This is a genomic window from Neptunitalea chrysea (assembly GCF_027924145.1).
Lineage (GTDB): Bacteria > Bacteroidota > Bacteroidia > Flavobacteriales > Flavobacteriaceae > Neptunitalea > Neptunitalea chrysea.
In genome coordinates this window covers 116,164-128,051 of record NZ_BRVP01000006.1, presented here as the reverse complement: position 1 = coordinate 128,051, position 11,888 = coordinate 116,164, and the positions used below count along the sequence as shown (strand labels likewise).

The following is an 11,888-nucleotide window of genomic DNA, read 5'->3' as shown; positions in this document are numbered from 1 at the left end:
TTTAATTACTGACTATGCAACGCTTACTACTTATATTACTTTCAATATTAATGCTTACAGGTTGCCGAGATGATTCGGTTACTAAAAAGGATAGTTTTATCACCTTATTTGAGAGTTCGGAAGGAGAACAAACTGCCACTTATGAAGAGGTTGTTTCTTTTTATAAAGAGTTAGCCAATTCGTACACTACGGTAAGCCTGCAAACTATGGGAACTACAGACAGTGGCGAACCATTGCACATTGTGGTATATAACCCTAAAGGTGATTTTAATTTTATAAATCTCAGAAAAGAAAATAAACGAATATTACTTATTAACAACGGTATTCACCCCGGTGAAAGTGATGGTATAGACGCTACCATGATTCTAATGAGAAATCTGGCTCAAAGACAAATTACTCCTCCAGAAAACACCATTATAGTAGCCATCCCTGTGTACAATATAGGAGGTGCATTACAAAGAAATAGCACTACAAGGGTTAACCAAAACGGACCAGAAACGTATGGTTTTAGAGGTAATGCCAGAAATTACGATTTAAATAGAGATTTTATTAAAATGGACTCTAGAAACATGGAGTCGTTTGCTGCTATATACCATCAGGTTCAACCAGATGTTTTTATTGATAATCACGTAAGTAACGGTGCAGATTATCAATACACCTTAACTCATTTGTTTACGCAACACAATAAACTACAAGGAAGTTTAGGCAACTATGTACAAACCGAATTTATGCCAGCACTTGTAGATTCTTTAACACAAAAGAATTTAGACATTACTCCTTATGTAAACGTATTCAATCAAGTTCCCGAAGTAGGTTTTCCTCAATTTATGGATTATCCAAGATATTCTACTGGATATACAACACTTTGGAATACTTTAGGGTTAATGATAGAAACGCACATGCTAAAATCGTACAAAGCAAGAGTTGAAGGCACGTATGAACTTATGAAATCGGTAATTAATATAACCGATAATCAGTCCAAACGAATTGCCGACTTACGAACAATGGCTTTTGAAAAAATAGCACAAGACACCTACTACCCTATCACTTGGGAACTAGACTCTACCAAATATACCTCATTAAAATTTAAAGGATTTAGAGCAGATACTTTAGTTAGCGAAATAACTGGTTTACCCCGACTTAAATATAATAGAGATAACCCCCTTACAACCAACATAAAATATTATAACTACTACAAACCTGTTAAAAAAATAAAGGTTCCGGAGGCTTATATAATACCTAAAGGCTGGTATCCTATTATTGAGAAATTAAAAAAGAATAAAATAACCATACGGGTTATGAAGGAAGATTCCACTGCCTATGTTACCTATTATAAAATTAAAGATTTCCAAACGGTTCATAACGCATACGAAGGTCACTATTTACATTATGCCACCAAGGTTACTCCTAAAAAAGATAGCATTTTAATAAAAGAAGGAGATGTTATAGTTAAAGTAGATCAGAAAGGAAAAAGATATCTTTTAGAAACTCTTGAACCTGAAGCTACAGATTCATTCTTCAATTGGAACTTTTTTGATATGATTCTACAGGAAAAAGAACATTATTCACCTTATGTATTCGAAGATTTAGCCATTGAAATTTTAGACAAAAATCCGAAGTTAAAAAAAGAATTTTTAACTAAAAAAGAAACAGATACAGCATTCTCAAATCATTGGAGAACACAACTTGATTGGATATATATGAACTCCAAATATTACGAAAAAGCACATTTAAGATATCCTATATATAGAATAGAAGTACCGGTAGACTAAATTAGTCTACCGATACCTCTATCTCTTCAAATAACTTTATAATATTTGGATATGTATTAGTTAAAGCCTCTTTTATATCTTCAGGATTTTTCCACTCTACTTTGGTAATACCTTCTTCTAACTGAGGTTTTAATTTACCTGTGTACGAAGATTTCATATAGTACCAATGGGTTTCTTTTAATCTATACTCCCCGTTTCTTTTAAAAATATGATACGTAGTTTTAAAGTATCCGTCAAGCTTTAAATTTTTAACGCCCGTTTCCTCTTCTACTTCTCTAATAGCCGCATCATAAATTTTTTCATTCTTATCAAGTTTTCCTTTAGCCAAATCCCATTTCCCATTTCTAAAAATAAAAAGAATTTCTCCTTTTTTATTTTTCACCACCCCTCCAGCAGCCAAAACAACAGGTAATTTATTCTTAAATTTCTTAAGTAATTTATCTTTATCAGGGTGATACAAATATGCAGCATCCATATTTCCGTTATTAAGATCTTTAACAACTTTTGATAAATCTACATTTTCTAATAGAAAATATTTAAATGAATCCTCCTTTTTCAATTCACTAATCAAAATAATTGGATGTTCATTTACAAAAACTTCATACATTTGTGCTATGGTTTTAGATAAAGATACAGCTAAAAAAACAGCTGAACTCCTATTGCAAATTAATGCAATTAAGTTGAATCCAAAAAATCCTTTCACATGGAGTTCAGGATGGAAATCGCCAATTTATTGCGATAACAGGGTAATATTGTCCTATCCTACTATTAGAAATTATGTTAGGGAGAACATAGGGAAACAAATTGAAAACATTTACGGTAAGCCGGATGTAATAGCAGGTGTAGCAACCGGAGCTATAGGGATTGGTATGTTAGTAGCCGAATATTTAGGAATCCCATTTGTATACGTACGTCCTGAACCTAAGAAACATGGAAGACAAAACCAGATTGAAGGTTTCTTAGACAAGGGTCAAAATGTAGTGGTAGTAGAAGACCTTATTAGCACTGGTGGTAGCAGCTTAAATGCCGTTAAAGCATTGAAAGATGCCGGAGCCATTGTAAAAGGGATGATTGCTATATTTTCATATGGATTTGCCATTGCCGATAACAATTTTAAAGAGGCAAATGTTGAATTACACACAATAAGTAATTACATGCACTTATTAGAACAAGCTACCAACACCGGGTATATTACCGAAGACGAAGTAGATGCTTTACAATTGTGGAGAGAAGCACCAGATAAATGGAATCAATAAATTTGGTGTTATTTATTAAGCATTATATCTTTAACAGATAACAAAAAATATTATGAACATAGATAGCCCAGAGGTAACTGTTTCTAAAAGTCAGGAAGAACTTTTTAATGTACTTAGCGACGTTAAGAATTTTGAAAAATTAATGCCTGCAAATATTAACAAATTTGAAATGTTAAACGAAAAAAGGTTTCTATTTGCTTTATCTGGAATGCCAGAAATTGTATTAGAACTTAAAAGTACCGAACCGTTTAATAAAGTTATTTTAGGTGCTGCTAGTGATAAACTACCCTTTACACTAACGGCCAACCTTACCAAAGTAGATGACAACACAACTACAGCTCAATTAGTTTTTGAAGGACAATTTAACGCAATGATGGGAATGATGATAAAAGGTCCAATTACTAATTTTATTGGTACACTTACAGAAAATATGTCTAAATTATAATCACACAAAAAACCGGAAAGTTCCTTTCCGGTTTTTTTTTAATATAAAAGTTTCACCTCTTTTAAGTCAAATTCTTTTTCTTCCCTATCCTCCAGCTCAATTACCAACTTACCTATATTGTTTACCCTTCTTATAAAACCCATAAAAAGATTGCCGTTCATGTCTTTAAATGTTGAAGGCTTGTCTTTTCTAAACAATAAACTTTCATAGGTACTTTTAATCTCCTCTAGTTTCTGGTCTTCTAGTAACTTAATAACTACATAAAATTCACTAATAATCTCATGTAATACTTCCTCTACATTGTATGATACTCCTGTTAATCGTTTTAAAGAAGATACACTTTGCAACCCAGCAAACTCAAGTTGATTTACATTTAACCCAACACCTGCAATAACTGACACCAACTTGTCTTGTTTTATGATACTCTCTATAAGAATGCCACAAATTTTGCAATTAAGTGACAGTATGTCATTAGGCCATTTAATATATAAATTAGGTACTCCCATTTTTGACAGTGCTTTATAGATTGCTATGGAGATAGCCATACTTATATAAAATTGCTCATCTATAGCTAAGCAATGAAGCTTCTTATACACACTAAAAGTCAGATTTTTATCGGGTTCCGAGACCCATTGAGTACCCATTTGCCCTCTTCCTCTAGTTTGCTCTTTTGTTAAAACAACAGTATGATCTTGCAAATTTGTCTCTCTTAAAAGCCCCCTTAAATAAGAATTTGTAGATTCTGTGGCATTAAGTTTGATTAAATTCATTGTGTTTATTTAATTTTAAAAATAAAGGTAATGTTAATTTACAGCATTAAGAAAGCAAAAAAGTGATAACTTTGTGAAAAATTAAAAATCATTAATGAATAAAGATTCAGGTAGAACAGATCAATTAATAACACTTATCTTAAAGGGGATTGAAGATGCAAAAGGACAACAGATTGATATCTTAGATTTAAGAGAAATCGAAAATACCGTTTGCGACTACTTTATAATTTGTAATGGTACCTCTAACACGCAAGTGAATGCCATTGCTAATTCAGTTCAAAAAGTTGTAAGTAAAGAAGTGAACGAAAAACCATGGCACGTTGAAGGAACAGATAATTCTGAATGGGTGCTAATGGATTATGTAAATGTTGTTGTACACGTTTTTCAAAGACACATAAGGGAATATTATGATATTGAAAGTCTATGGGGTGATGCAAAAGTAACCTCTATAGCTACTAATTATTAAACTATGGCAAAGAATTCAAAAAATAACACTCCAAATAAAAAGCCTAAATTCAGTATGTACTGGATTTATATTCTTATTATCCTATTACTTTTAGGAACGCAGTTTTTTACTGGAGGCAGTATGTGGTATCAGCAAAAAAAAATATCTGATACAGAACTTAAAGAGTTTTTAACCAATGGCGATGTAGAACGAATAGAAGTCGTTAACAATAGTCATACGGCTAAAATTTACATTAAGAAAGAAGCTCTTCAAAAAGACGTGCATAAAGATGTTAAAGGAGAAGATAGTTTAATACCGCAAACAGCTAACGAAGAAGTTCCGCAATACAAGGTGAATTTTGGGGATCAACAAAACTTTGAAAATCAAGTTCGTAAAATTATAAAAGAAACTAATCAAAACACTGAATTAGATTTCGAACCTGATACGAATAACTGGATTGTTAGTGCGTTGTTCAACTTCCTACCTATTATTCTATTTATAGGTTTATGGATTTTCTTGATGCGCCGTATGTCTGGTGGTAGTGGCGGTGGAGCCGGTGGGCAAATTTTTAACATCGGAAAATCTAAAGCTAAGTTATTTGACGAGAAAAAAGATATTCGTGCTACTTTTAAAGATGTTGCTGGTTTAGAAGGTGCTAAAGAAGAAATACAAGAAATTGTAGAATTCCTTAAAAACCCTGAACGTTACACTTCTCTTGGTGGTAAAATACCTAAAGGTGCTTTATTGGTAGGCCCTCCGGGTACTGGTAAAACTTTACTAGCAAAAGCCGTTGCCGGTGAAGCTAAAGTTCCTTTCTTTTCACTTTCAGGTTCAGACTTTGTTGAAATGTTTGTAGGTGTTGGTGCATCAAGAGTTAGAGACTTATTTAAGCAAGCGAAAGAAAAGTCTCCTGCAATTATCTTTATTGATGAAATTGATGCTATTGGTAGAGCTCGTGGTAAAAATAACTTTACTGGTTCTAACGATGAAAGAGAAAATACGTTAAACCAGTTATTAACTGAAATGGACGGATTTGGTACAAATACAAACGTAATTGTATTAGCAGCTACCAACCGTGCCGATATTTTAGACAAAGCCTTAATGCGTGCCGGACGTTTTGACCGTCAGATCTATGTAGATCTTCCTGATTTGAATGAAAGAAGAGAGATTTTTGAGGTACACTTGCGCCCTATTAAAACAAAAGAAGCTTTAGATTTAGATTTTCTTGCGAAACAAACACCAGGTTTCTCTGGTGCAGATATCGCAAATGTGTGTAACGAAGCTGCATTAATAGCTGCAAGAAAAGGTAAAAAAGCAGTTGATAAACAAGATTTCTTAGATGCCGTAGACCGTATAATTGGTGGTCTTGAAAAGAAAAACAAAATTATTACCCTAGAAGAAAAGAAAACTATTGCCTATCACGAAGCAGGTCACGCAACAGTAAGTTGGTTGTTAGAGCATGCTGCTCCGTTAGTTAAAGTTACCATTGTACCAAGAGGACAATCGTTAGGTGCTGCATGGTATTTACCAGAAGAGCGTCAGATTGTTCGTCCTGAACAAATGTTAGATGAAATGTGTGCTACCATGGGTGGTAGAGCAGCAGAGAAAGTAATTTTTGATAAAATTTCTACTGGTGCATTAAGCGATCTTGAGAAAGTTACCAAACAAGCAAAAGCAATGGTTACTATTTACGGATTAAATGATAAAATTGGTAACATTACTTATTACGATTCATCAGGACAATCTGATTACAACTTCTCTAAACCTTATAGTGAAGAAACCGCTCAGATTATTGATAAAGAAATATCTGAAATTATAGAAGGTCAATACAAAAGAGCTATTCAATTATTACAAGAGAATCAACATAAGCTTACTTTACTCGCCAATCAATTATTGGAAAAAGAGGTTATCTTTAAAGATGATTTAGAAGCTATTTTTGGAAAACGTCCTTTTGAAAAAGAAATTTTTGGTAAAGAAAAAAATCTGGAAGCTTAATTGTTATTGAGATAATAAAAATTATTAACATCCGATGATTAAAAAATCTTAATTGTATGTAAGTACAATTAAGATTTTTTATCTTTATACTACATTTTGTAAAAGAGAGATTTTAACTTACATGCGTTTACTGAAAAAAATTTTTCAATTTTCTAAATCTAAAAGTGACTCCGAAGAAGTACTTAAAACAGAAACGGAATCCCTAAACCAATTAGAGGATAAGCCTGTAGATGAGTTATTTGCTATTAACTTTAGACAAAACGGAGGTAAATTTCTTTATTGTGATAACATGGAAGAGATTCATGAATGTTTTGACAATATTATCCGTGAAAATAATTGGAACGATGCTACTTTCTTATGTTTAAGCAACCATTTAAGGCAGTGCTTTAGTAAGTTTCCTATCAATTATGCTTCTAACAATTCGCAAACAGAGTGTTTTCTGGCAAGTTGTGAATTTCTTGTAGCAGACACCGGTGCTATTTTATTTTCATCTAAACAAATAGCAGAGATCAATATAAAAGATTTCCCTGATTACATTATCATATTTGCCACTACAAGTCAGTTTGTTAAAACAATTAGCGACGGACTTCAAGGTATTAAAATGAAGCACCCTAACAAGATTCCTTCTAACATTACCACACTTAAAAACTTTGATGTTCCAGATGACAATAACTTTATGACCTACGGAAGTAGTTCAAAAAAGCTATATTTGCTGCTGCTTGAAGATTTATAACAGAATGAAGGAATTACTTAAGAGGTCTATTACCGGAATTATATATGTTTTATTAATTATATCTGCCATTTGGTTAAATACCGATGCGTTCGATTTTTTATTTATGATTTTTGGTATCGCCTGTTTACATGAATTTAAAAAAATGGTTCAGCTTAAAGGCTATGCTATTTTTATTATATTTCTATTACTTTGGTGGATATATATCTATTTCATAAACGATGCATTTACCATTAATTTTAAACAAAACACGATTTATATTTTAATGGTTCTTACCTTATTAACAGACCTAGTTTTAATACGTCATTTAGTGTCTGTTAAAGAGGTTCCTTTTACCAAAATACAAAAATTCATTACAGGAATATTTTATATAGGAGCAGGTTGTATTTTTCTTACCATGATTCCTTATCAAAATGAAGGATTCTCTAAATTACTTATCATAGGAATTTTTATTTTAATATGGGTAAATGACTCTTTTGCCTATTTAACAGGGCGTTTATTTGGTAAGCACAAATTGTTTGAGAGAGTTTCTCCTAAAAAAACAGTAGAAGGCTTTTTAGGCGGTTTAGTCTTTAGTATTGCAGCTTCTGTTTTATTATTTAAGTATACCAAAGAAATGAATCTTACAAATTGGGTAGTTTTATCCTTTGTAATTGTTATTTTTGGAACCTTAGGAGATTTAATAGAATCTAAATTTAAAAGAAGTGCCGGTATTAAGGATAGTGGAGCTATTTTACCGGGACACGGAGGTATGTTAGACAGACTAGATAGTTTAGTATTTGCTGCCCCGTTTGCATATGCGTGTATTCAATTTTTAAAATATGTTTCATAAAGAAGGACATAAGATTATTTTTAGCGCTTTGGTAATGGCCATTGTATTGGCATTACTTGCGCATTATTTTGTTGAGAATTTTTGGTTTCAGAAAACCATTGAAGTAGGTGCGGTTATTTTCTTAATCCTTATTCTTCAGTTTTTTAGAAACCCAAAAAGAACAGGAACTCTGGCCAATGAACATGTTTTGGCTCCAGTAGACGGCAAAGTAGTTGTAATTGAAGAAGTGTTTGAAAAAGAATACTTCAAAGATAAAAGGTTACAGGTTTCAGTATTTATGTCACCTGTAAATGTACATGTTACCCGTTACCCTATTAGTGGTAAAGTATTGTACAGTAAATATCACCCAGGTAAATATTTGGTTGCATGGCACCCTAAAGCTTCAGAAGAAAACGAACGTACTACTATTGTAGTTGAAAATGAAGTATACGGATCAATCCTTTATAGACAAATTGCAGGAGCCTTAGCCAAAAGAATCGTAAATTACGCCACGGTTGATGAAGAGGTTGTTCAGGGAACTGACGCCGGCTTTATTAAGTTCGGATCGAGAGTAGATGTTTTTTTACCCCTAGATGCTAATATTAAAGTCGCCCTAAATCAAAAAGTTAAAGGAGGCGTAGATATTATTGCAGAATAAATATGACAGCAAAAGAATTAGAAATTGCATTTCAGAATGCCGTAGACAAAGTAAATAGTCACAAAGAACCATTTCCTGCCGACGTTTTACTAAGACTATATGCTTTTTACAAAGTTGCTACCAGAGATCAAAGCAGACCGGGTAGTAAAACTCCCTTAATTAATGCTTTTAAGGCCAATGCCTTATTTCAAGTGCAAGAAATGGATATTGATGAAGCAAAAAAAAGTTATGTAGCTTATGCTGACAAATACTTCCAATCTATTTCATAATAAGAAAAAACGTTTAAAACACATATAATTAAAAAAGGGCTTTTCAATTGAAAAGCCCTTTTTTAATTATAGTACCCAAAACCAACTAGCTCAAATTTGCTAAGCTAGCTTTAATAGTTTCAATTTTCGCTAAAGCATCTGCCTCTTTCTGACGCTCTATAGCAACTACCTGTTCTGGTGCATTGCTAACAAAACGTTCATTAGACAGCTTCTTACGAACCGAAGTAAGAAATCCTTCTGCATACTTTAATTCGCCTTGTAACTTCTCTATCTCTGCCTCTACATCAATAGCTCCGGCTACAGGTATAAAATATTCATTAGATTTTACTCTAAATGACAAAGCTCCTTCTACCTGATCATCTACATACGTAAGTTCAGATATATTACCTAGTTTAGTAATTACACAATCAAAGGTACTCGCTACATTTTCGCTATTTAAAACTGATAATTCTAACGGTTCTTTGTTGGCTATATTTTTCTCTTTTCTAATTGTTCTAACACCAGACACAACCTCTGTAGCAAAATCAAATTCTTTCAAGATTCCTTCATCATAAGACGTTATCTCAGGCCATTTAGCTACAATTAGCGCCTCATCTGTCGTACGTTCTTCAACATACTGCCAAATCTCTTCTGTTAAGAACGGCATAAACGGATGAAGAATACGTAAGTTATCTTCAAACAATGCTATTACTTGCTTAAATGTAACCGCATCTATAGGTTGTTGATAGGCTGGTTTTACCATTTCTAAGAACCATGAACAGAAGTCATCCCAAACCAACTTATATGAAGCCATTAAAGCATCAGAAATACGATACTTACTAAAGTGATCTTCTATCTCCACCAATGTTTTCTGTAATTTATTAGCGTACCATGTAACCGCAATTTTAGATGCCTCCGGTTGCTCAATGGTTTCACTTACCTCCCATCCTTTTACTAGACGGAACGCATTCCAAATTTTATTAGCAAACCCTTTACCTTGCTGACACAACCCTTCATCAAATAACAAATCGTTACCAGCAGCAGCACTTAAAAGCAATCCTACACGTACCCCATCTGCACTATAATCTTTAATCAACTTTAATGCATCGGGTGAATTCCCTAGAGATTTTGACATCTTACGACGTTGCTTATCTCTAACCAAACCAGTTAAATATACATTGGTAAATGGTTTTTTATCTCTAAATTCATACCCCGCAATAACCATACGAGCTACCCAAAAGAATAAAATATCAGGCCCCGTTACCAAATCATTGGTTGGATAATAATACTCAATCTCTTTATTTTCAGGCTCAAGAATTCCGTTAAAAACACTCATAGGCCATAACCAAGAAGAGAACCATGTATCTAAAGCATCCTCATCTCTTTTCAAGTCACCTACAGTTAAGATAGCATTACCAGATTTCTCTCTTGCTAACTCAAGAGCCTGTTCTATAGTTTCTGCAACTACAAAATCTTCTTTACCATCTCCGTAATAATATGCCGGTATTTGTTGTCCCCACCATAACTGACGAGAAATATTCCAATCACGAATATTCTCCATCCAATGACGATAGGTATTCTCAAACTTCTTAGGAAACAGCCTCACCTCTTCACTACCCAAAACCGCCTCAATAGCAGGCTTCACAAGGTCTTCCATTTTCAAAAACCATTGATCAGACAACCTAGGTTCAATAACCGCCTTTGTTCTTTCAGAAGTACCTACTTTATTAATGTGCGTTTCTGTTTTTACTAAAAATCCTTTTTCCTCAAGTTCCTTTGCAATTTCTTTACGCACCACAAAACGATCTTTACCTTCGTAATGTAACCCGAAAGAATTTAATGTAGCATCGGCATTAAAAATATCTATTACTTCAAGATTATGTTTTTCTCCTAAAGTCTTATCATTTTCATCGTGTGCAGGTGTCACTTTTAAACAACCCGTACCAAACTCTATATCAACATATTCATCTTCAATAATAGGAATTACTCTATTCACTAATGGTACAATTGCGTTTTTACCCTTAAGGTGCGTATAACGCTCATCATTCGGATTAATACAAATAGCGCTATCTCCTAAAATAGTTTCAGGTCGTGTAGTTGCAATAGTTACTTTCTCATCACTCCCTTCAATTGAGTATTCTAAATAAAATAACTGTCCCTGACGCTCTTCATAAATCACCTCTTCATCAGAAAGCGTTGTTTTTGCTTCAGGATCCCAGTTTACCATACGATACCCACGGTAAATTAAACCTTTGTTGTATAAATCAACAAAAACCTTAATTACCGAAGCATACATATTATCATCTAAGGTAAACTTGGTTCTATCCCAATCACAAGAACATCCTAATTTTTTTAATTGCTCAAGAATTATTCCGCCATGCTTTTCTGTCCACTCCCATGCATGCTCCATAAACTGTTCTCTAGTAAGATCAGCTTTGCTAATTCCTTCTTCTTTTAACTTAGCAACAACCTTAGCTTCTGTAGCAATAGAGGCATGGTCAGTTCCTGGTACCCAACAAGCATTCAACCCTTTTAATCGGGCTCTTCTTATTAACACATCCTGAATAGTATTGTTTAACATATGTCCCATATGTAAGACCCCCGTAACGTTTGGCGGCGGTATTACAATTGTATAAGGAGTACGCTCATCTGGCTCAGAATGAAAATAATTATTTTTCATCCAGTAATCATACCATTTATTCTCTATAGTATGTGCTTCGTATTTAGAAGGAATTTCCATTTTGGTTCACTTTTTGGA

Annotated in this window: 12 protein-coding genes; 9 read left to right on the top strand and 3 right to left on the bottom strand. The window is 33.4% G+C overall.

Annotation, left to right across the window (positions count from 1 at the left end; genetic code table 11):
* The first annotated feature begins 14 nt into the window (after positions 1 to 14).
* Entirely contained in the window at positions 15 to 1,772 is a 1,758-nt protein-coding gene (locus tag NBRC110019_RS05740) for a M14 family metallopeptidase (RefSeq protein ID WP_281753171.1), read from the top strand.
* 1 nt (position 1,773) lies between these two features.
* Here the strand turns inward: NBRC110019_RS05740 and NBRC110019_RS05735 are convergent, their stop codons facing one another.
* Positions 1,774 to 2,379 carry an NUDIX hydrolase gene (locus NBRC110019_RS05735; protein WP_281753169.1) on the bottom strand — a complete coding sequence of 202 codons (606 nt, stop codon included), beginning with the start codon at positions 2,377 to 2,379 and terminating at the stop codon, positions 1,774 to 1,776.
* A gap of 7 nt (positions 2,380 to 2,386) precedes the next feature.
* Between NBRC110019_RS05735 and pyrE the strand changes: the two genes are divergently transcribed.
* Positions 2,387 to 3,028, top strand: coding sequence for an orotate phosphoribosyltransferase (gene pyrE, locus NBRC110019_RS05730; RefSeq protein WP_281753167.1), 642 nt, complete (start codon positions 2,387 to 2,389; stop codon positions 3,026 to 3,028).
* Between the two features lie 52 nt (positions 3,029 to 3,080).
* Positions 3,081 to 3,473, top strand: coding sequence for an SRPBCC family protein (locus tag NBRC110019_RS05725; RefSeq protein WP_281753165.1), 393 nt, complete (start codon positions 3,081 to 3,083; stop codon positions 3,471 to 3,473).
* A 38-nt stretch (positions 3,474 to 3,511) separates the two neighbouring features.
* On the opposite strand, the gene NBRC110019_RS05720 is transcribed toward NBRC110019_RS05725, so the two are convergent.
* Complete coding sequence (locus tag NBRC110019_RS05720; RefSeq protein ID WP_281753164.1) at positions 3,512 to 4,243, bottom strand: biotin--[acetyl-CoA-carboxylase] ligase; 732 nt, start codon at positions 4,241 to 4,243, stop codon at positions 3,512 to 3,514.
* Positions 4,244 to 4,337: 94 nt separating this feature from the next.
* Between NBRC110019_RS05720 and rsfS the strand changes: the two genes are divergently transcribed.
* The 6 genes from rsfS to NBRC110019_RS05690 all read left to right on the top strand — a co-directional run bounded on the left by rsfS (position 4,338) and on the right by NBRC110019_RS05690 (position 9,151).
* Entirely contained in the window at positions 4,338 to 4,709 is a 372-nt protein-coding gene (gene rsfS, locus NBRC110019_RS05715; RefSeq protein ID WP_281753163.1) for a ribosome silencing factor, read from the top strand.
* 3 nt (positions 4,710 to 4,712) lie between these two features.
* Positions 4,713 to 6,683: an ATP-dependent zinc metalloprotease FtsH gene (ftsH, locus tag NBRC110019_RS05710; RefSeq protein ID WP_281753162.1), complete on the top strand. Its 1,971-nt coding sequence runs from the start codon at positions 4,713 to 4,715 to the stop codon at positions 6,681 to 6,683.
* Between the two features lie 121 nt (positions 6,684 to 6,804).
* Positions 6,805 to 7,416 (top strand): LUD domain-containing protein, encoded by a 612-nt coding sequence (locus NBRC110019_RS05705; RefSeq protein WP_281753161.1) that lies wholly within the window; start codon positions 6,805 to 6,807, stop codon positions 7,414 to 7,416.
* Positions 7,417 to 7,420: 4 nt separating this feature from the next.
* Positions 7,421 to 8,245 carry a phosphatidate cytidylyltransferase gene (locus tag NBRC110019_RS05700; RefSeq protein WP_281753159.1) on the top strand — a complete coding sequence of 275 codons (825 nt, stop codon included), beginning with the start codon at positions 7,421 to 7,423 and terminating at the stop codon, positions 8,243 to 8,245.
* The gene (locus tag NBRC110019_RS05695; protein WP_281753157.1) at positions 8,235 to 8,882 is read left to right on the top strand and encodes a phosphatidylserine decarboxylase family protein; all 648 of its coding nucleotides are present in this window, start codon (positions 8,235 to 8,237) and stop codon (positions 8,880 to 8,882) included. The genes NBRC110019_RS05700 and NBRC110019_RS05695 overlap by 11 nt, the downstream gene beginning before the upstream one ends.
* A 2-nt stretch (positions 8,883 to 8,884) precedes the next feature.
* Positions 8,885 to 9,151 carry an acyl-CoA-binding protein gene (locus NBRC110019_RS05690; protein WP_281753156.1) on the top strand — a complete coding sequence of 89 codons (267 nt, stop codon included), beginning with the start codon at positions 8,885 to 8,887 and terminating at the stop codon, positions 9,149 to 9,151.
* Between the two features lie 85 nt (positions 9,152 to 9,236).
* Here the strand turns inward: NBRC110019_RS05690 and NBRC110019_RS05685 are convergent, their stop codons facing one another.
* Entirely contained in the window at positions 9,237 to 11,870 is a 2,634-nt protein-coding gene (locus NBRC110019_RS05685; RefSeq protein WP_281753154.1) for a valine--tRNA ligase, read from the bottom strand.
* Positions 11,871 to 11,888: the final 18 nt, after the last annotated feature.

Excerpts from the sequence above, each read along its gene's own strand:
- NBRC110019_RS05740 (WP_281753171.1), top strand. The coding sequence starts at position 15 with ATGCAACGCTTACTACTTATATTACTTTCAATATTAATGCTTACAGGT.
- NBRC110019_RS05735 (WP_281753169.1), bottom strand. The coding sequence starts at position 2,379 with ATGTATGAAGTTTTTGTAAATGAACATCCAATTATTTTGATTAGTGAA.
- pyrE (WP_281753167.1), top strand. The coding sequence starts at position 2,387 with ATGGTTTTAGATAAAGATACAGCTAAAAAAACAGCTGAACTCCTATTG.
- NBRC110019_RS05725 (WP_281753165.1), top strand. The coding sequence starts at position 3,081 with ATGAACATAGATAGCCCAGAGGTAACTGTTTCTAAAAGTCAGGAAGAA.
- NBRC110019_RS05720 (WP_281753164.1), bottom strand. The coding sequence starts at position 4,243 with ATGAATTTAATCAAACTTAATGCCACAGAATCTACAAATTCTTATTTA.
- rsfS (WP_281753163.1), top strand. The coding sequence starts at position 4,338 with ATGAATAAAGATTCAGGTAGAACAGATCAATTAATAACACTTATCTTA.
- ftsH (WP_281753162.1), top strand. The coding sequence starts at position 4,713 with ATGGCAAAGAATTCAAAAAATAACACTCCAAATAAAAAGCCTAAATTC.
- NBRC110019_RS05705 (WP_281753161.1), top strand. The coding sequence starts at position 6,805 with ATGCGTTTACTGAAAAAAATTTTTCAATTTTCTAAATCTAAAAGTGAC.
- NBRC110019_RS05700 (WP_281753159.1), top strand. The coding sequence starts at position 7,421 with ATGAAGGAATTACTTAAGAGGTCTATTACCGGAATTATATATGTTTTA.
- NBRC110019_RS05695 (WP_281753157.1), top strand. The coding sequence starts at position 8,235 with ATGTTTCATAAAGAAGGACATAAGATTATTTTTAGCGCTTTGGTAATG.
- NBRC110019_RS05690 (WP_281753156.1), top strand. The coding sequence starts at position 8,885 with ATGACAGCAAAAGAATTAGAAATTGCATTTCAGAATGCCGTAGACAAA.
- NBRC110019_RS05685 (WP_281753154.1), bottom strand. The coding sequence starts at position 11,870 with ATGGAAATTCCTTCTAAATACGAAGCACATACTATAGAGAATAAATGG.